This is a genomic window from Corallococcus silvisoli (assembly GCF_009909145.1).
Lineage (GTDB): Bacteria > Myxococcota > Myxococcia > Myxococcales > Myxococcaceae > Corallococcus > Corallococcus silvisoli.
In genome coordinates this window covers 57,489-76,777 of the sequence record NZ_JAAAPJ010000011.1, presented here as the reverse complement: position 1 = coordinate 76,777, position 19,289 = coordinate 57,489, and the positions used below count along the sequence as shown (strand labels likewise).

At 68.4% G+C, this 19,289-nt stretch carries 16 protein-coding genes and 1 tRNA gene; 4 read left to right on the top strand and 13 right to left on the bottom strand.

Going from position 1 to position 19,289, the window contains the following annotated elements:
• Positions 1–260: 260 nt before the first annotated feature.
• Complete coding sequence (locus GTY96_RS22215; protein ID WP_143906959.1) at positions 261–1,337, top strand: lipase family alpha/beta hydrolase; 1,077 nt, start codon at positions 261–263, stop codon at positions 1,335–1,337.
• A gap of 105 nt (positions 1,338–1,442) precedes the next feature.
• On the opposite strand, the gene GTY96_RS22210 is transcribed toward GTY96_RS22215, so the two are convergent.
• The gene (locus tag GTY96_RS22210; protein WP_161665712.1) at positions 1,443–3,437 is read right to left on the bottom strand and encodes a S8 family serine peptidase; all 1,995 of its coding nucleotides are present in this window, start codon (positions 3,435–3,437) and stop codon (positions 1,443–1,445) included.
• A 224-nt stretch (positions 3,438–3,661) separates the two neighbouring features.
• Between GTY96_RS22210 and GTY96_RS22205 the strand changes: the two genes are divergently transcribed.
• Both GTY96_RS22205 and GTY96_RS22200 read left to right on the top strand, forming a co-directional pair.
• A complete protein-coding gene (locus GTY96_RS22205) occupies positions 3,662–4,474 on the top strand; it encodes a GNAT family N-acetyltransferase (protein ID WP_161665711.1) in 813 nt (270 codons plus the stop codon).
• Positions 4,475–4,553: 79 nt separating this feature from the next.
• On the top strand, positions 4,554–5,255 hold the full coding sequence (locus GTY96_RS22200; RefSeq protein ID WP_161665710.1) for an iron-containing redox enzyme family protein: 702 nt from the start codon (positions 4,554–4,556) through the stop codon (positions 5,253–5,255).
• A gap of 56 nt (positions 5,256–5,311) precedes the next feature.
• Here GTY96_RS22200 and GTY96_RS22195 read toward each other — a convergent pair whose 3' ends face one another.
• From GTY96_RS22195 to GTY96_RS22170, 6 genes are all read right to left on the bottom strand, one after another.
• Complete coding sequence (locus tag GTY96_RS22195) at positions 5,312–6,406, bottom strand: helix-turn-helix transcriptional regulator (protein WP_161665709.1); 1,095 nt, start codon at positions 6,404–6,406, stop codon at positions 5,312–5,314.
• Positions 6,407–6,487: 81 nt separating this feature from the next.
• Positions 6,488–7,111 carry a vWA domain-containing protein gene (locus tag GTY96_RS22190; protein WP_235685794.1) on the bottom strand — a complete coding sequence of 208 codons (624 nt, stop codon included), beginning with the start codon at positions 7,109–7,111 and terminating at the stop codon, positions 6,488–6,490.
• A gap of 304 nt (positions 7,112–7,415) precedes the next feature.
• Positions 7,416–9,518 (bottom strand): WD40 repeat domain-containing protein, encoded by a 2,103-nt coding sequence (locus GTY96_RS22185; protein ID WP_161665707.1) that lies wholly within the window; start codon positions 9,516–9,518, stop codon positions 7,416–7,418.
• Between the two features lie 177 nt (positions 9,519–9,695).
• Positions 9,696–9,926, bottom strand: coding sequence for a hypothetical protein (locus GTY96_RS22180; protein WP_161665706.1), 231 nt, complete (start codon positions 9,924–9,926; stop codon positions 9,696–9,698).
• Positions 9,927–10,066: 140 nt separating this feature from the next.
• Complete coding sequence (locus GTY96_RS22175) at positions 10,067–11,281, bottom strand: methyltransferase (RefSeq protein ID WP_161665705.1); 1,215 nt, start codon at positions 11,279–11,281, stop codon at positions 10,067–10,069.
• 232 nt (positions 11,282–11,513) lie between these two features.
• Entirely contained in the window at positions 11,514–12,491 is a 978-nt protein-coding gene (locus GTY96_RS22170) for an AraC family transcriptional regulator (protein ID WP_161665704.1), read from the bottom strand.
• Between the two features lie 138 nt (positions 12,492–12,629).
• On the opposite strand from GTY96_RS22170, the gene GTY96_RS22165 reads away from it, so the two are divergent.
• Complete coding sequence (locus GTY96_RS22165; protein WP_161665703.1) at positions 12,630–13,517, top strand: NmrA family NAD(P)-binding protein; 888 nt, start codon at positions 12,630–12,632, stop codon at positions 13,515–13,517.
• A gap of 35 nt (positions 13,518–13,552) precedes the next feature.
• Here the strand turns inward: GTY96_RS22165 and GTY96_RS22160 are convergent.
• The 6 genes from GTY96_RS22160 to rpsU all read right to left on the bottom strand — a co-directional run bounded on the left by GTY96_RS22160 (position 13,553) and on the right by rpsU (position 19,250).
• A tRNA-Ile gene (locus GTY96_RS22160) sits at positions 13,553–13,625 on the bottom strand.
• Positions 13,626–13,679: 54 nt separating this feature from the next.
• Positions 13,680–14,006: an MGMT family protein gene (locus GTY96_RS22155; RefSeq protein ID WP_143906980.1), complete on the bottom strand. Its 327-nt coding sequence runs from the start codon at positions 14,004–14,006 to the stop codon at positions 13,680–13,682.
• Between the two features lie 99 nt (positions 14,007–14,105).
• Positions 14,106–16,226, bottom strand: a complete 2,121-nt coding sequence (gene rpoD / locus GTY96_RS22150; RefSeq protein WP_143906982.1) for an RNA polymerase sigma factor RpoD — start codon at positions 16,224–16,226, stop codon at positions 14,106–14,108.
• 90 nt (positions 16,227–16,316) lie between these two features.
• Complete coding sequence (dnaG, locus tag GTY96_RS22145; RefSeq protein WP_186002114.1) at positions 16,317–18,152, bottom strand: DNA primase; 1,836 nt, start codon at positions 18,150–18,152, stop codon at positions 16,317–16,319.
• A gap of 334 nt (positions 18,153–18,486) precedes the next feature.
• The gene (locus GTY96_RS22140) at positions 18,487–18,945 is read right to left on the bottom strand and encodes a GatB/YqeY domain-containing protein (protein WP_143906984.1); all 459 of its coding nucleotides are present in this window, start codon (positions 18,943–18,945) and stop codon (positions 18,487–18,489) included.
• A 110-nt stretch (positions 18,946–19,055) separates the two neighbouring features.
• Positions 19,056–19,250, bottom strand: a complete 195-nt coding sequence (gene rpsU / locus GTY96_RS22135) for a 30S ribosomal protein S21 (protein ID WP_014395136.1) — start codon at positions 19,248–19,250, stop codon at positions 19,056–19,058.
• Positions 19,251–19,289 lie beyond the last annotated feature (39 nt).

Genomic DNA, 19,289 nt, shown 5'->3' with positions numbered 1-19,289 from the left:
CCAGACGTCCACCGTGATGTTCCCCACAGCCGACATGCCCCGGGCGCGTCCGGCGTCCGAGCCGGGCCTGGATTGGTGATTTGAAACACCCGCGCCCGGGGGGCGGGAGGCGGTTTCGGGGATGTCGCAATGCGGCATCCACCTGGGGTTCTCGGCTTCTCACGCCCTTGGAGCGGAGCACGCAACAAACAACGCCCTCCTGCGACAATGTAGGCACCTCCCTCGCTGCTCCTCTCGTTTCCCCCATCCGAGGTCCGCCCATGGCCCAGATCACGCGTCCTTCCAGCCTCACCTCGCCGCCCCAGACGCGGGTCGCTCCAGAGGCCTCCCTCCGGCCCAATGCAGCGCAGGGCCCCAAGGCCCTGGTGGTGAGCGACGGCTTCACGGCGGACGCTCCGGCGGGGGCGCAGCGGGGCCCTGAGCTTTCGCAGGTGAACAGCCTGCGCCTGCCCATCCCCTGGCCGGGGAGGGGGGAGGCGGACAAGATCGGCTGGATCCAGAAGGCGTATCCGCCGGCCAGGGACGCCACGCCGGAGTTCCAGAAGCTGAACCAGGCGGTGCGCGCGGGCCAGAACGTGCTGCCTCCCGAGGCCAAGGACTGCGTGTTCCTGGCGGTGGGCGGCCTGTTGTCGGAGGCGGCGCCCAAGGAGCTGTACTTCGACAAGAACCTGGACGCGCTCAAGGCCCAGGGGCTGCAGGTGGGCCGGGTGCCCGTGGACACGGACATGGGCGTGGAGCACAACGCGGCCATCGTCCGTCAGGCGGTGCTCGAGGCCGCCAAGAACGGCAAGCAGGTGGTGCTGATGGGCCACAGCAAGGGCGGCCTGGACTCCGCGGCGGCCCTGGCGATGTACCCGGAGCTCAAGGACCACGTGCGCGCCCTGGTCACCATCCAGTCGCCGTACGGCGGCTCCCCCATGGCGCAGGACCTGCTGGACAACCCGCTGGTGCGCTACGGGGTGGGCGGCGCCATCGAGGCGCTGGGGGGCAGCATCCAGGCCGGCGAGGACCTGACGTACGACTCGCGCAAGAAGTTCCTGGCGGAGCACCCGATGCCCGCGGGCATCCCCGCGGTGTGCATGGCCTCCACCACCGCCAACCCCACCTCGCCGCTGTTCGCCGCCGAGGAGTACATGCAGCAGCGCTACGGCGTGAAGTCAGACGGCCTGGTGCTGCCGCAGGACGCGTTCATCCCTGGCTCCAAGTCGGTGACCCTGCAAGGGCTGGATCACCTCGATTCGACCGGGACGACGCTCAACCCCTTCAAGCCCTACCACCCCGAGGACCTGACCCTCTCGCTGGTGGCGATGGCGTTGAACATGCCCAAGGGCGGCTGAGCGACAAGGCGTGGCCCGGCTCCGGCCGAAAAAACAGGCCCAGCAACCCGGTGGGGTTGCTGGGCCTTCGCGCGGGGAGGTCCCGGCTGTCCTCGTCCGTGAGGACTACCGGACGACGTTCAACGCGGTGTCGTCGAGGAAGAAGCTCGTCTGCAGGGACGAGTCCTCCGTGCCGTTGAAGTAGAGGCGGATGGTCTGGCCCTTGTACGCGGCCAGGTCGAACGTCCGCTGCACGTAGGTCGTGCTCTTGTCCAGGTTGCTGTACGTGGCCAGCGTGGCGAGCACCGTACCCGCGCTGTTGCGGATCTGGACGGCCAGCTTGTCGTAGGCCGTCGTGGTCGTCGTCTCCGCCGTGGTGATGCGCGCCCAGAAGCTGAGCGTGGCGCTGCACGCCGTGGAGGGGATGGTGACGTCCTGGTAGGCGAACTCCGTGCTCGTGCTGCCGTAGCCGTTCATCCAGGCCTTGTAGGTGCCCGTGCGCGGCGCGCTGCCCGACGTGGTGCCGTCGATGACCCCCGACGAGGTGGTCCAGCCCGTGTTGCCGCTCTCGAAGCCCGGGTTGAGCAGGAGCTGCTCGTTGATGGAGCAGGAGCCCGTGCCGTTGTTCACCGTCACCGACACCGTGGCCGACGTGCCGACGTTGTTCGCCGCGTCATACGCCTTGGTGGTCAGCGAGTAGGTGCCGTTGGCCACCGTCGTCGTGTTCCAGGAGATGCTGTACGGCGAGGCCGTCGCCGTGCCCAGCAGCGCGGTGCCCGCGTAGAACTCCACGCGCGACACGCCCACGTTGTCGGTGGCGCTGGCGCTCAGGCTCGCGGTGCCGCTCAGCGTGGCGCCGCCCGCGGGAGAGGTGATGGACGTCGTGGGCGGGGTGGTGTCACCGCCGCCGCCGCCGGTGATGAAGAGCGTGTAGAGCAGCTTGTTGGGCGAGCCGGTCCCCGGGCTGGTGACCTTGTTCGGCGTGGCGTTGTTCACCAGCGCGTCGCGCACCTGCGCGGGCGTCGCGGTGGGGTTGGCGCTCAGGTAGAGCGCCGCGGCGCCGGCCACGTGCGGCGAGGCCATGGACGTGCCGCTCATCGAGGTGCTGGAGCTGTTGCCGGAGTTCGAGGCCGAGGTGATGCTCGAGCCCGGCGCGAAGATGTCCACGCACGTCCCGTAGTTGGAGAACGACGAGCGGGCATCGGTGCTGGTGGTGGAGCCCACGGTGATGGCGTTGGGCGCACGGGCCGGCGAGTAGTTGCACGCGTTGGCGCTGTCGTTGCCGGCGGCGACCACCGTGGTGACGCCCGCGGCGATCAACCGCTCCGTCGCATCATCGATGGCCTGGATGCCGACATCGCCCAGGCTCATGTTGGCGACCGCGGGCTTGATGTGGTTGGCCGCCACCCAGTCGATACCGCCGATGACCTGCGCGTCGTTTCCATAGCCCGTGCAGTCGAGCACCCGCACGCCGTGGAGGGTGACCTTCTTCGCCACGCCCCAGGTCGTGCCGCCCACCGTGCCAGACACATGCGTGCCATGGCCGTGGCAGTCCGTGGGGTCGCTGTCGTTGTCGATGAAGTCGTAGCCGTTGCCGGTGCGGCCGGTGAACTCGGTGTGGGTCAGCCGGATGCCGGTGTCGATGATGTACGCATGCACGCCGGTGCCGTCGACGTTGTAGGTGTAGGAGCTGTCGCGCGGCAGGTCCCGCTGGTCGATGCGGTCAATGCCCCAGGTCGCGTTGGTCTGCGTCGCCGACACGTGGATGAGGCCGTTCTCCTGCACATACGCCACGCGAGGGTCGGACAGGAGCCGGCGGGCCTCGGCCTCGCTCATGTTCGCCAGGAAACCGTGGATGGAGTGCTCGTAGGTCCGCAGCACCTTGCCACCGGCGAGGGACACCATGTCCTGGGCGATGTTCGCCGCCCCCTGCTGCCGGACCTCCGGCGTGGAGTCACGCAGGACGACGATGTACTCGCCAGGGATGGCCCGGTCGCGGCGGAGCAGCTGCGCCGAGTGACCGAACTGCTCGCTGTCGGACTCCTGGGCCTCTGGCATCGGGCCGCATGCCGCGGCCAGCAGGGAGATGACGCTCACCGCCTGGGTCAGTTTCAGTTTCATTCGGCCTCTCGGGGACGTGCGGGCACCGGGTCGGAAGCCCTCGCACAGGCAGTAAAATTAGCTATTCTTGATAAAGCGGTCAACGCGGTATTTCTGGGCATGTGGGTCCGCGAACGTTGACACCGCCCTTCCTGTGGGGCCGGGCTCGAACTCGGGTCACCAGCGGCGAAAGAACGTGTGAGGGCGGTGAGACACCGCCTCGTTTCGCTACCGGGAGAGGACCCATGACGTGCAGGCACTGGCGCTGGCGTGTCGCCACCACCCAGCGGGAGATGGATGACGCGGCCCGCATCCGCTGGGCTGTCTTCGGCGGAGAGTTGGGATTGCTGTCGGGGCGGGGGGCGCCGTCGAGGCGGGAGGTGACGTGCTTCGACACGCTCGACACCACGCTGCACCTGCTCGTCTATGCGGGCACCGAGCCCGTGGCGACCTTGCGGTTGTCGTTGCCCAACCCCGAGCTGGCGGCGAGCCTGGGCGGGAGGATGGGCCTTGAGATGGAGCAGCGGGTGGACCTCTCGGGGTTGCTCGGGCCGGAGCGGGTGTTCGCGGAGCCCTCTCGCTTCTGCGTGCTGGAGCGGTGGCGGCGCTCGGAGGCCATCACGTGGTTGCAGGCCGGCATGTACGCGGAGAGCCGGCGGCGCGGGGTGACGCACTGGATTGGGTCCGCGAACCTGGAGACGGACTCGCGCGAGGACGCGCTGCTGTCGTGGCAGGTCGCGGCTCACCGGGGATGGCTGAGTCCGCGCTGGCGGGTGGAGGTCCCCGACCCGTGGCTGGCCCCGGCGCATCCTCGCAGCCCCTTCTACACGCCGGAGGAGTGGGCGAGGGCGGAGCAGGGGATGTTGGACGGGCTGCGGCTGCCCAAGGCGCCGCTGCTCTTCGCCAGGAAGCTGGGCGCGCGCTTCATCGCGGAGCCGCTCTACGACGCGTACTTTCAGTGGTTCACGCTGCCGCTCATCATCGCGCTCGAAGAGATTCCGGCTGACACCCTGGCGCTCTTCCACGCGCTGGACCGCGGCGTGAGCCCCGCCGGCTAGGCCCGGGGCGGCTCTTCCTTTCCTTCCATCTTCAACACGCAGCAGTCGGGAGCCCCACGGCCCCGGACGGGAGACGTACGTGCAATCACAGACGGATTGTCAGACGGGGACTCAGTGGGTGGCGGCGCTGGATGAGGAGGCGCGAAGGCTGGTGGCGGCGGTGGATGCGCAGCCTGACGCCAGCCGCCTCCTCGACGGCACCCTCGATGATGTGGGCTACATCCATTACCTCACCCAGACGTATCACTATGCCCGCTGGAGCACGCCGCTCCTCGGGGAGGCGGGGCATCGGCTCAAGCGGTTGGGCCGGAACCCGGAGCTGGCGGAGTTGTTGATCCAGAAGTCGGAGGAGGAGCGGGGGCACGAGCGGTGGTTGCTGTCGGACTTGAAGAACCTGGGGTGCTCGGAGGGGCAGGTGGAGGCAACGGCGCGGAGCCCGGCGGTGGATGCCTATACGGGGTGGAACTTCTTCACGTCGCGCTCGGGCGTGCCGACGGCGGTGCTGGGGACCGCGTTCGTGCTGGAGTACCTGTCGCAGACGCGAGCCGGGGTGTGGGCCGAGCGGCTGCAGGCGGTGTCTTCCATTCCCAACATCCACAAGTCGGTGACGTTCCTGCGCAGCCACGGGGCGCTGGACGGAGACCATGTGGCGGAGATGGTGGAGATCCTGGGGCGGCTGACGGACCGGGAGGATCAGGCGGCGATCCTCCTCTCGGCCCGGGCCACCCGGAGCATCTACCCGGGCATCTTCCGTGAGGGCGGTGTCACCCTCGCGAGGTAGGGGGCTGCACGCAAGCAGGGTGCTCCCCTGTGGGAACACGGGGGAACTCCTGTTCCTCAGACGGGCTTGTTGAGGCGCGCGGCCTGATAGAGGAGGTCCGCGCGGCTGTCGATGCACAGCCTGTCGCGGATGTTTTTCCAGTGGGTGTCTACGGTCAGGATCGAGATTCGGAGTTCATCGGCGATCTGCTGAATGGGCCAGTTGCGGAGCAGATACATCGCGACGGTGATCTGGCGGCGGGTGAGCTTGCGCCTCATCTCCGTGGGAAGCGGGATGGAGGTGGGAATCTCGTTCAGCAGGAGGGCCCATCGCCGGGGGCCCTCGGAGGCGGGCAGCTCGATGAATCGAACCCGGCGGTAGCCATCGTCACGGAGGGACACCCAGACGTCCTTTTCGACCCGCGAATCCGGGTTCATGCGAACCAGGGCGTCCAACTGCTCCTTGAGTGGGAGGGGGAGTCCGGAGGAGTGGAGTTCAGAGGGGGCGAACCACCGCTCCAGGAGGACAGCGGCGTGCCGAGAGCGCATGACCTCCCGGTGGGGAAGCTCCACGACGAGGAACGCGGTGTCGGGGTTGCGGTAGTGCTCTTCGAGGAGGTGGCCGCCAGTGGTGAACGCCTGGACGTCATTGCAGTTGCGCAGCGTATTCACCAGGTGCGGGTTGAGGCTGGAGAGGGCGGCGGCGCACTGCGCGGAGAAGGGGCGCCGCTGGGTCCGGTAGAGTGCGACGGCACAGAGGAAGTCGGGGCGGATGGGGAGGAGGACGGCCATGACGTGCTCCAGGCCTAGATCCAGCTCCCGGCTGCGCTGGTAGAGGAGGTTCTGTTCATACTCCTCGCGGGAGAGCATCTCCGGATCGCGGAGGACCACACCCGGCTGGGCGAAGATGGGGGCCCGGACGAAGTCATGGCCAGCCAAGCCGAGATACTCATCGAGGACACGCAGTCGGTGGCCCGGGACATGCCATCGGAAGTCGAGTGAAGGCGTGGTGCGCATGAGGCACAAAGCCACGGAGTCAGCCTGTGCGAACTCAAGGAGGGGCGCTCGAGCGGCTTCAAGGACCTGGGGGAGGTCCAGCGAGCCATTGAGGGTCGAAATCACCCTGTCCCGAAGCATGAGCTCTTGGGTATCGAAAGTCATGAGGTTGGACATCCGCCCATCTTTAGGCGCGGACTGAAAACCTGTCCCTCACTCCCAAGGGGTATTGCGCGAAGGCGGCGAGCGTGATCCTCCTCATCCAAAAGGACCGCCCAACAAGACATTGGAGAACTGGACAAGAGGGGAGCGGGGATCGCCCTCGTTGTCAGGATCGCCCGACACCAGCTTGTTGCGGACCTTGAACTGCCAGGAGCCGGGCGTCGGCGAGGGGGTCGTGCTCGGCGGGCCGTAGCACTGTGAGGACGGGGGAGTGCCGGTGTCCCCGTCGGAGGCCGAGAAGAAGGCGATCCGCTTCCATGCCAGCACCTGGGGACGGTAGGCCAGGAGCTCGTCCACCGATCCGCAGATGGCATGTGCCACCGGTGCCGACTCCATGCCCACCTTGAGGCTGTTCAGGGTGAATTGGATGAGTGCGGTGTTCGTCGTGAAGCCCAGGTGCACGATGTATGAGGTGCCATTGAAGGACACCACCGCGTAATGCTGCGGGGTGCTGCCGCCCATCGCGACGATGTCTTGGGCCCGCCGAACCGCCAACTGGAAGCGCGTGAGACCGCCGGTCGTCGGGAGCGCCATGGACGCGCTTCGGTCCAGGAGAAGGACGGTGTGATCCTCGTATCTCTGCGCCGATGCGGTTCCTGGGCGCGCGATGACGAACGTTGCGAACACCAGGAGCAGACGCAGCATCACCTTGCCTGTCATCACGGATGATCTCCTCTCTTCAGCGGAGCGACGTCGCGAGCGTGACCCGTGCCTCGGGAAATGACCGTCACGCGGGTTCATGGGAAATGATGGCGCGATCGGCTCAAACTGGAAATAGCGGAAAATCCATATGGGCCGCTACTCTCGGGCGACAAAGCCATCCAGACCGACAGCTCCGGTCCATCCCGGAGCCTCCGTCCCCACGTCGGGTCGGCGCGGTGGAGCCCCTCCCAACGGGCTGGAGCCTCTCACTCGACAACTTCCATGACGCTCGCCGCCAGCCGCTGGCTCCGGTGGCTCCTCCTCAGCGGTGCTGGACGACGAGCCGCGCCTCGTCCCAGACGAGTCCATAGGCGCGCAGGGTCTCCTCCAGATTTCCTCCCGAGGGCGGCGGGTGCACCAGGCTGTCGAAGTGGAGAAGACGGATGGTCCGGTCGGACGCCGCCGAAGCCAGGACGGACATGTCGGGTGAGAAGGCCACCGCCGAAAGGAAACCCTGCTGGCCCCGGACCCGCCCAATCAGGTCCCCGCCAGGCAGGCTCCAGACCTTCACCCGCATGTCCATTCCCCCCGAGGCCAGGAACCCGCCATCGGGTGACACACCCAGCGACAGCACGCCCACGGAGCCCTCGTCCATGCTCCTCAGCAGGCGACCGTCCTCGGCATCCCAGAGTCGGATGGGTTGGTTCATGCCCGCCGTCACCAGATGGTTGTCGCCGGGCGTGAAGGCCAACGCCCGGACGCGGTCGCCGACGTCCAGTTGGCGCAGGGGCTGGCGCCGCCCCAGGTCCCAGAGCCGCACGAGCTTGTCCGAGCCTCCGGAGGCCAGCCGGGTCCCCTCCGCGTTGATGGCCAGGGCCCAGACCTTCCCCGTGTGCCCCGCCAGCTGCCCGAGCGGCACTCCGTCTGGCATCGACCACAGGTAGACGTCCCGGTCGCCACCCGCGGCCAGGACCTTCCCGTCCGGGCTGAAGACAAGCCCGCGCACCGAGCCCTTCACGTCGGACAGCTCGCGCACCTGTTGGCCCGTGGCGGCTTCAAGCAGACGCACCTTCCCTTTCAATGTGCCTGCCGCGATGAACCGCCGGTCGGGGCTCGCCGCGAGCGACACGACCGCCTCCGTGCTCTCCGTCCGAGCCACGGGAGCACTCGCGTCCCCCAGGCGCCAGCGGCGCATGCCGTCCTCCGCCCCGGTGACGAGCTCCTGCTCCTCGGAGAAGGCCAGCGCCTCCACCCAGGCCTCGTGTCCTCGGAGCAGCACCTCGGCGGGCGCGGAGGGCCGGGCCCAGACCTGCAGGGAGCCATCCATCCCTCCGGACGCGAAGGTGCGCCCATCCGGCGACAGGGCGATGCACATCACGAAGGCGTGGTGGGCATCCAGGCGCTCCAGGAGCTCGCCGCTGTGTGCATCGAAGAGCTGCACGCGCCCATCCCAACCCGCCTGGGCCACGAGCTGGAACCGAGGATCGATGGACGTGGCCGAGATGTCCGCCGGAATCTTCAAGACGTCGACGAGCTGCCCGGAGCGGGGATTCCAGAAGCGGATGGAGTGGTCCGCGGCCGCCGTCATCGCGAGGTTCCCATCCGAGGAGAAAGCGGTCGACTCCACCTTCTCTTCATGCCCGGTGAGGCGGTGGAGTTCCCTGCGGGCCTCCAGGTCCCAGACGCGGGCGGTCTTGTCCATGCTCGTCGACAACAGCCACCGGCCATCCGCTGAGAAGGCCACGGCGATCGCATACGCGTCGTGCTCGAAGCGCAGCCGCTCCGTGCCGGACTGCACGTCCCAGACGCGCACGGTGTTGTCCACGCCGCACGAGGCGAGCTGCTTCCCACTGGGAGAGAACGCCAGGCCCCGCACGACGTCCGTGTGGCCCTGGAGCACGGCCACACGGCGGCCCTGGCGCACATCCCAGACGCGGATCTCTCCCGGCCGGCCGGCGGAGGCCAGCAGCGCCCCGTCCGGGGAGAACGCGACGGCGTGCACCTCCGCCGGATGCTCCTTGAACGCCGCCACCGGTTCGCCGTTGCCCACGTTCCAGATGCGGACGACGGAGTCGAAGCCGGCGGAGGCCAGGAGCTTTCCGTCTGGCGAGAAGGCCACCGCGAGCACGGAACCCTCGAACTTCTTCGTCCATCGCTGGCGGGAGGCGCGGTCCGTCGCCCAGCCCTGTCCCCAGCGTGCAACGGCGGAGTCCTGCGACGCGCGCGCCACTGCGAAGTAGCCCGCGGCCAGCCCCCACTGTCGCGACTCGATGGCGGCATCCCCCTTCGCCAGGTACACGCGCGAGCGGAGCTCCTGCTCGAGCGAGGATGGCCGGAGTGCGTCGGACTCACGCTGGGCGGGGTGGGTCGCACAGGCGGCGAACAGCAACGCCAAGATCGGCAGACGCTTACAGAGTTCGTTCATGTCAGGGCTCCATCGAACGACTCGGAGACGAAGTGGAAGAAGTGGGAGATGCACGGCTTGTCTGGCGCCAGGGTGTTGCGCCAGTGCGCGATCTCCCGCCCCTCGTAGAGAAACGCATCCCCAATCCCAAAGACGCACCCCCAGGCGATCCTTCCCCGTGGGAGAGCGCCAGCGCAGTCAGGCGCACTTTCCCGCCGGGCATGGTGGAAAGTCCACCAGGAGCGAGAGGGTGAACGCGCACTGCGGCCGGTCCACGTGCCGGCGCAGCACCTCGCCCGGCATGCGCTCCGCGACGTGGCAATAGGAGGGCTTCACCTGTCGGCCGACCCGCGCGGAGACGAACGGTGAGAGCTGCCGGTGCAGGACCACAGACATCGCCTCGGTGGAGAGGACGTCGCGCAAGGGCACCCGGACATCGTCTGCCGTGCCGCGGATGAGCGCAGGGGCGACATGCCCGCTGTCTACTCATGTTCGGCGGACACGCGCCTGGCCCGTGCTCCGTGCGCCGTTGCAACGACAGCGGGAGTGGGAGCTTGGGGTCAGACTGCTCAAGCGCTCCGCGACGCGATGAGCGCGAGGTTTCGCGGAGACAGGCGCGGATCGAAGAGCTGGAGGAGCTCGACCTGGAAGCCCAGCTCCTCCAGGAGGAGCGCGCGATCAAGGAGGAGCACGACCTCCAACGCCCTCGCGAAGCGGTCCCTCAGCAGATGGCAGAGCAAGAGTTCCCGCGTCTCGGCGCGAACGGACACCTCGAAGGCATCCAGCTCGGCGGCCGTCATGCCGGAATCAAGGCCGAGGCGTTCCATGCGGTCGAGCGCGTAGACGGAGAAAGGGCCGGCATAGAGCGCCCGGGGGGCGTCTCCTGCTCTCACGAAGCCGCGCTCGGGAAAGCGCCGCCTCGATAGGAGATCGAACGCGAAGCGCCATGCGTACACCCGCTTCATCCGCGCGAACTCCTCCTCGGTCTTGTGATGCCGTCCCCGAGTCGTCAGCGCCAGGGCATGCGAGGTGAAGGGCAGCGGATGCACGCCCCCGAAGCGGGAGACGGGGTAGTCCCGAGGGGCCTCCAGCTTGTCGTAGCAGCAGCCGATGTTCAGGACGAAGCCCGCGTCCTGGCTCTTGCGGATCTGCGTGAGGGCGAGCGGTCCACAGGTATGCAGGCCGATGGAAGCCCGGTCCTGGCCGGAGAAGAGCGGATCGATCCGCGGTTGGAGCCCGTCCTCGACGGAGGCCTGGATGAAACACAGGGTGTCCCTGACTGGGGGCGGGTTTCTCGTCAGCCACCGCCGGCCCTTGTCCTGCAGCGCGGCGTCCCGGTCGATGCTGTGGAAGGTCCACCCGAACGTCCGCGTACAGAGGCGGGCGAGATGTCCCATGCCGCCGCCGATATCGACCGCCTGGTGGATGAAGCGGGCTCTCGGCGCGAGCAGGGCGAGCACCCGCTCCAGCTCGTGGGTCTTCTTGACGCTGAGTCCCTGCGTCTCCGCGACCGTCAGCGCGTGAATGCCCTCGTGCCAGGGCAGCGCTGTCAGTTCTTGAAGCGCGCCCAGGAGCGCGGACAGGGACGGCGGCGGGACGCCCACGAGCACGCCCTGGTCCAGTTGCCGCTCGCCCGCTTCATCGAGCGACCGGGCATGGGCCAGCCAGTCCTCGGGATAGGCGGCGCCGGACTCGGGCCAGCCCTGGAGGATGGAGCGGGACCAGAGCGGGGACCAGGGCCGGAGTTCGTGCGTGAGCGCCTCGAGTCGCGCCTGGAAGTCCATGTCGTCACATCCTATGCGCCGCCGCTCCGCCGGTTGGTGCTGATAGGGCCCCGAGGGGGTCGTCACGATCCAGGTCACCGCTTCCATCGGGATGTCGGCTCCAACGCGTATCGAGGTCCTCACCCCCGCTGACAGGGTCAACCCGGCATGGCGCTTGATCCATACCTTCGCCCAACCCACCAACATGCCGCGGACGTTCAGCGATGGAGCACCTCCAGGTCACGGGGGGCGCTCAATGACGGGAGTCCGGGGCGGGCAGGGGGGCCACGTCGCGGCGGAAGGTCCCGGGTGCGACGCCGATGCAGCGCTTGAACGCGCGGCTGAACGCGGCCTCGGACTGGTAGCCGAGGCGGCTCGCCACGTCCGCCAGTCCCGCATCCTCTTCGCGGAGCAGCGACGCGGCGACCTGCATGCGCCAGTGCACCAGGTACTGCATCGCGGGCATGCCGACGCGCTGGGTGAAGCGCGCGGCGAAGGCGGAGCGTGACATGGCGGCCTCCTTCGCCAGCGTGCCGAGCGTCCAGGCGCGCGCGGGGTCGCGGTGGATGAGCACGATGGCGCGGCCCACCTGCCGGTCCTGGAGCGCGCCGAGCCAGCCGGTGCGCGCCTCCGGGTCGTGCTCCAGCCAGGCGCGGATCGCCTGGATGACCAGGATGTCGGCCAGCCGGGTGACGACCGTCTCACCGCCGGGCCGGAGGGCCTCGGCCTCCGCCGCCATGAAGCGCAGCGTGCTGTGCAGCCACTCCGGGTTCGGCGCTTGGGACGCAGCGACGCGGATGATGCGCGGCAGCAGGCTGACGAAGTGGCGCGCGGTCGGATGGTCGAAGCGGACCGCGCCACAGACCATCTTCGTCACCGCGCCCGTGCCGCCATGCCGCAGGATTTCATAGCGCTCGCTGACGGCCTCGCGCGGTAGCTCGAACAGCGGGGCGGCGGTGGTGCCGGGATCGCTCACCAGGCGGTGTCCGGTGCCCTGCGGCACGAGCGCGAGGTCTCCGGGTTGGAGCAGGACGCTGTCACGCCCCTCGACCTCCAGCCAGGCCTGACCCGCCGTGACGACGTGGAACATCAGGCACTGTGGCATCGCCGGCAGCGCGAGGCCCCAGGGGGCGGAGAACTCAGAGCTGCAATAGAACGCCCCGCTCATGCGCAGCAGGTGCAGCGCCTCTCCGAGCGGATCCACCGAGCGCCAGACGTCCCGTTCATCCATGCCTGGAACTCTGCGGGGCCGGGGCGCGCGGCGTCCAGCGAGCTGGACGTTCGGGCATGAATCCTGGACCTGCTGTCATTGAGAGGCCGCCGCGTCGCGCCGATATTGGACGGCATGCAAGACACGAGGAGGCTGCGGATGATTGCCGTGATGGGAGCGACGGGGCGTACTGGGAAGCGGGTGGTGGAGTCCTTGTTGCGCGCGGGGCAGGCGGTGCGCGCCATCGGCCGTTCGGAGCAGTCGTTGGCGGCGCTGGCCCGCGCCGGAGCGGAGGTCCGGGTCGGGGACCCCGGTGACGCGGGCTTCCTGACGGAAGCCTTCCGGGGCGCGGACGCGGCCTACACGCTGCTGCCCTATGACGTGCGGGTGCCGGACTACCGCGCGCAGCAGGACCGGATGGGCGAGGCCGTCGTCGCCGCCATCCGGGAGGCGGGCCTCCGTCACGTGGTCGCGCTGAGCAGCGTGGGCGCGGATCAGGGCGTGGGCACGGGCCCCATTGACAGCCTGCATGCGCAGGAGAAGCGCCTGCGCGCGCTCGCGGGGGTGAACGTGCTGGTGCTGCGAGCGGGCTCGTTCTTCGAGAACTTCTTCGAAGTGCTGCCGGTCATCCGGCACCAGGGGCTCAACGCGGACGTCGTCGAGCCCGAGCGCGCCATTCCAATGATTGGAACGCGCGACATCGCCGACGCGACCGTGGCGGCGCTGCGAGCCCTGGACTGGACGGGGTTCGTGGTGCGTGAGCTGCTGGGCCCTCGCGACCTCAGCTACGCGGAGGCCACCCGCATCCTCGGAGCGCGCATCGGGCAGCCGGCGCTGCCGTACGTGCAGCTCCCTCCAGAGGACATCGCGGGAGCGCTCGTCGTCGGCGGCTTCTCCGAGGACCTGGCGCGGCTCTACGTGGAGCTGGGCCAGGCCATCAACGCCGGCCGTGTCCGCTCCCTGGAAGGCCGCACGCCCGCGAACACGACACCCACCCGCTTCGAGGACTTCGCCGACGAGCTGGCCCGCGCCTACGCGGCGACATAGGGCGGCCAGGGAGATTCCCGAGGAGGTGAGGGGAGTGGGCCCTCCTGGATTCGAACCAGGGACCAATCGGTTATGAGCCGACAGCTCTAACCGCTGAGCTAAGGGCCCTCAGGCCCGGGACTATCTCCCCGCGCGCGCTGGCCTTGCAAGCGCCGCCGCGCGTCAGTCCTTGCTGTCTTTCTTCACCACCCGGAACACCTGCCCGCTTTCCTTCACGGTGACGCCCTCCGCGCGCAGCCTGCGCGCCTGCTCATGGGCCACCGGGGGCGCCAGCGTCCCGTCGGAGCGGATGACGCGCCACCAGGGCACCTGCGTGGCCTGTCCTGGCAGGTGCTTCAGCTCCCGCCCCACGCCTCGGGCCGCGCCGGGTCGGCCCGCGTAGACGGCCACCTGCGCGTAGGAGCGCACCTCCCCCCGGGGAATGGAGCGCACCTGGCGCATCACGCTCTCGGAGAAGGGCAGGGGGGCTTCGGGCTTCTTCGGAGGCATGGGGACTCGGGTGGGAAACGAGGAAGGCCCCCGGTCCACGACGCGCGGGAACGGGGGCCTTCGGAGATCCAATCCGCTCAGCGGAAAAAGCGAGCCGCGTCAGCTCTCCACGAAGGAGCGCAGGCGCTTGGAGCGGCTGGGGTGGCGCAGCTTGCGCAGCGCCTTGGCTTCAATCTGGCGGATGCGCTCGCGCGTCACCTCGAAGTCCTGGCCCACCTCTTCCAGCGTGTGGTCGCTCTTCTCGCCAATGCCGAAGCGCATGCGCAGGACCTTCTCCTCGCGCGGCGTGAGCGTGGCCAGCACCTTCCGGGTCTGCTCGGCCAGGTTCATGTTGATGACCGCGTCCGCCGGCGACACCAGGCTCTTGTCCTCGATGAAGTCGCCCAGGTGGCTGTCCTCTTCCTCGCCAATGGGCGTCTCCAGGGAGATGGGCTCCTTGGCGATCTTCAGGACCTTGCGCACCTTGTCGAGCGGCAGCTCCATCTTCTCCGCGATCTCTTCCGGCGTCGGCTCGCGGCCAATCTCCTGCACGAGGTAGCGGCTCGTGCGGATGAGCTTGTTGATGGTCTCGATCATGTGCACCGGGATGCGGATGGTGCGGGCCTGATCCGCGATGGCGCGGGTGATGGCCTGACGGATCCACCAGGTGGCGTACGTCGAGAACTTGTAGCCGCGCTTGTACTCGAACTTGTCCACCGCCTTCATCAGGCCGATGTTGCCCTCCTGGATGAGGTCCAGGAACTGCAGGCCGCGGTTCGTGTACTTCTTCGCGATGGAGACCACGAGGCGCAGGTTCGCCTCCACCAGCTCGCTCTTGGCGCGCTCGGCGCGCTTCTCACCCAGGCGGATGGCGTCGTAGTTGCGGCGCAGCGCGTCCACCGGGAGGTTGGCTTCCTCCTCCACGCGCTTGATCTTCCGCACCGCGGTGCGCACGTCGCGGTCCAGGACCTCCAGCTGCTCCGGCGTGAAGTTGAGCTGCTTCTGGAGCTTCTTGGCGATGTTCGGGTTCTCGCGCGACTCCTTGAGCTGCGGGCGCAGGTCCTTCATGGACACCGCGTACCGGCGCTCCAGGTCGCCCAGCTCCTCCTCCGCCTTCTCCACGCGCTCGATGAGGCCCTTGAGGTTCAGGACGATGCGGTCCACCTGCTTCTTGTTCAGCCGCATCTCCTCCAGGACCTCCATCATCTTGGTCCGAAGGTCCTTCACCTCCTGCTTCAGCTCCTTCTTGCGCACCTCCGTCAGCTTCTTCTTGCCGGAGAGCTCCTCCTCCAGGACCTCGCAGTCCTTGGCGAACTTGCGGAAGCGCTCGATCTGCTTGGAGATCTGCTCGATCTTGTTGAGCTCGCTCTGGGCCAGCTGCGCGGGGGCCTCGCCCTCGGCGGCCTCCTCGACCGGCTCCTCGGCGTTCTCCGACTGCGCCTCCTCCGGCGCGTCCTTGATGACGTCGCGCACGCGCAGCTTGCCGGTCTTCAGCCGGTTGCTGATGTCCAGGATGTCCGCCACCGCGACGCGGCAGGCCAGCAGCGCGCGCAGGACTTCCTTCTCACCCTCTTCGATGCGCTTGGCGATCTCCACCTCGCCCTCGCGGGTGAGGAGGCTGACGCTGCCCATCTTGCGCAGGTAGAGGCGGACGGGGTCGTTGGACTTGCCACCCGGCTCGTCGTCCTCGTCCTTCTCGTCCTCGTCCTGGTCTTCCTTCTCTTCTTCGACCGCGACGGTGGGCTTGATCTCGTTGGACTGCGCGGCCTTCTGCGCGTCGACGATCTCGATGTCGTTGTCGCCGAACATGCTCATCACGTCGTCGATCTGATCGGACGACACGATGTCGGCGGGCAGGGCGTCATTCACCTCGTCGTAGGTGAGGAAGCCCTTCTCGCGGCCCGCGGCCAGCAGGTCCTTCACTTCCTTGCGCTCGGCGACGGGATCCTCCTCCACGTCGTCTTCCACCGCGTCGGGATCCACCTGGACGGCGGCGGCGGCTTCCTCCGCGGCCTCCTCGGGGTCCACGTCGTCCGCGATCGCGGCCACGCCCTTCTTCTTCTTGATCTTCTCGGTCGCCTCGGAGGGGGCCTCCTTCGCCACCAGCTCCTTCTCCTCGGGCTCCGCTGCCTTCGTGACCTTCGCCGCAGGGCTGTCCGGGGCCTTCTTCTTGCGGATCACCGGATCCACCTTCTTCTTGGTGGGCTTCACGGATGCCTTGGGGGGCTTCTGCGTCGGCATTCGGGTACTTCTCCTTAAGAAAATCAGGTGCTTTGGCCTGGGCGAGCCGGCCGATCTACCGCAAAGTCGAGCTTTCTTACAAACGCGAACTCAAACCGGTTGCATTGGTGCCTTTGTTCCCGTTCCCGAGGTAGCGGGCCTCAGCTCATCCAGGACGCGCTTGCGGAGGGCCAGGAGTTCCTTTCGTTCGGACAGGAGCTGCCGCGTCTCCTCTGTCAAATCAAAAGCCCCCGGCGTCTGTTCCGTCGCCCGCTTTATATAAACGAGCCGCTCGTCGATACGCCGCACCATGATGTCGCGGCACGCGAGGATGAACTCCGTCTCCAGCTCCATTCCCCCGGGGGAAAGCCGCCGGCCGGCCTCCAGGAGCGCTCGCTTGACGACCTCCGTCGCCTCGAAGAGCGCCTCCTCCAGCCCCTGCCCGGACGTCGTCTGCGCCAGCACCATCCTCAAACCCATGTGGGACAACTCATCACACACGCGGAAGGTGTCCCGGGCGAGCAGGCGGGATTCCCGAAGAATGGCGGCCACATAGAGCGCCTCTGACTCCGGAGGAGGGCGCTCCGCCTGGGGCTTGGGCACCGGGCGAGGGACCGCCTGGGCGGCGACGGTGTTGGGCGCCGGGGCCGGGGGCCGGGGCGTGGGGGGCGGCTTGTACTGGAGCGAGGACTCGATCTGCGCCGGCATCCAGCCGAAGTGGCCGGCCAGCGCGCTGATGAGCGCCGAGCGCGTCAGGCCCGGCGGCACCTGCGAGGTGACGGGCTTGAGCCGTTCGAGGGCGGACATCTTGTCCTCGAAGCTCGCCTGCTTGCCCTGGGGGAGCAGGGTGGCGAAGAGGTAGGAGGTGAGGGGCTGGGCCCCTTCCAGGAGGCGCTCCACGCCGTCCGTGCCTTCCCGGCGGGCGAACACGTCCGGGTCGTCTCCCTGGGGCAGGAGCGCCACCCGGGTGGGCGCGCCCGCGGCGAGCAGGGGGCCGGCCAGGCGCTCCACGGCGGCGAGCCCCGCGGAGTCTCCGTCCAGGAGCAGCACCAGGTCGCGCGCCTCCGCGCGCTTGAGGACCTGGAGGTGGCCGGCGGTGAGGTTGGTGGAGCACAGGGCCACCGCGTGACGCACGCCCACCTGATGCAGGCCGATGCAGTCGAAGTAGCCCTCCACGAGCACCGCCGTCTTGCGCTTGTGGATGTCGTCGCGCGCCTGGTCCATGCCGAAGAGCGTCTCGCTCTTGTTGTAGAGCCGGGACTCCCGCGAGTTGAGGTACTTGGGCCCGTCCTCCGCCGCGACCAGCCGCCCGCCGAAGGCGATGGGCCGGCCCTCCGGCGCGCGGATGGGCACCATCAGCCGGCTGCGGAAGAAGTCGATGCAGCCATCCCCGCTGTTGCGCTTCGTGATGAGGCCCGCCTTCAGCCCCCACTCCAGCATGCCGTTCTTCTGGAAGCGGTCCGCGAGCAGGCTCCACTGCGCGGGGGCCCACCCCAGGCCGAAGCCCTGGGCGACTTCCTCGGAGACGCCGCGGCTGGCGAGGTAGGCGCGCGCGGCGCGGCCTTCATCCTCCTGCCAGAGCAGGGCGCGGAAGTGTTCAGCGGCGAAGTCCGTGGCCTCCTTGACCTGCTGGCGCTCCTTGAGGCCCGGGTCCTGCGCGGCCTCCAGGTCGATGCCTACTTCCTGGGCCAGGTCGCGCACCGCGTCCTGGAACGTCTTGCCCAGGTAGCGTTGGATGAAGGACACCGCGTCGCCGCTCGCCCGGCAGCCATGGCAGAAATAGAAGCGCTTCTCCGGCACCACGTAGAACGAAGGCGTCTTCTCCTGGTGGAAGGGGCAGCGGCCCTTGAACTCGCGCCCGGCCTTCTTGAGCTCCACGTGGCGGGACACCAGCGACACGATGTCCACGCGGTCGAGGACCTCCTGGATCTTGTGCTCCGGAATCACGATGCCCCTCCAGCCATCCTCATGCGCTCGGCCATCCGCCCGCCATCCTGACGGCTCCGTCTGACGCGTCCGGACCGGGCGCTCCGCCGGCGGCTCTCCCACGCGAAGCGGGACAGCGGACGCGGACGGGGCGCGGAATCGGACGGGGACTGGAACACGGCGCGCACTCCTGGAGGCTGCCCGCACGCCTCCCGGGGTGGGGGACGGGCGGAGGGCCTGTGGATCAGCGCTTAATGGGCGGCGGGCGAGGGATCAAAAAATCCGCTGCGAGCCCGGTCGGGGAGGGCCCCTGGGAGACATTCCCGGCGCCCGTTCCCCTGGAAACCACGGTGCGTCAGGACAGCTTGGCCAGCTGGGACTTCACTTCCTCGGAGATGGCCTTGCCTTCGGCGCGCCCCTGGAGCTTGGGGTTCACGTTCTTCATGACCGCGCCCATGTCCTTGGGGCCCTTGGCGCCGACCTCGGCGATGGCGGCCTGGATGGCGGCGGTGAGCTCCGCGGCGGTGAGCTGCTGGGGCAGGTAGTGCTGCAGGACGCCAATCTCCTGCTCTTCCTTCTCCGCCAGCTCCGGGCGGCCACCGGACTTGAACTGTTCGATGGAGTCGCGGCGCTGCTTGATGAGGCCGGTGATGACCTGCTGCACGCCCGCGTCGTCCAGCGCGGAGGCGCCCGGCTCGACTTCCTTGTACTTCACGGCGCTCTTGAGCATGCGCAGCACGCTCAGGGTCAGCTCGTTCTTGGACCGCATCGCGTCCTTCAGGTCCGCGTCGATGCGCTCTTTCAGGGTGGCCATGTCGGGATTCCTCACGGGCGGGAAATAGGGGTCGCCGCGCCAGGGCATGGGACGGCGGGAGCCAGGGCACCTGACTTCAGGTGGCGCCCCGGCTCCTCACTGCGGGCCTGCTAGTACGACTTGCGGGCCTTCTTCACAGCGCGCTTCTTGGCGGCGAGGGCCTTCTTCTTCCGCTTCACGGAAGGCTTCTCGTAGTGCTCGCGCTTGCGGATCTCGGAAAGGATTCCGGCCTTCTCGGTGGCCTTCTTGAAGCGCTTGAGGGCGCTTTCGATGGACTCACCTTCCTTCACTCGAATACCGGGCATGCAGTCACCTCCTTCCGCCTAAGCTGGATGCAATCTGAA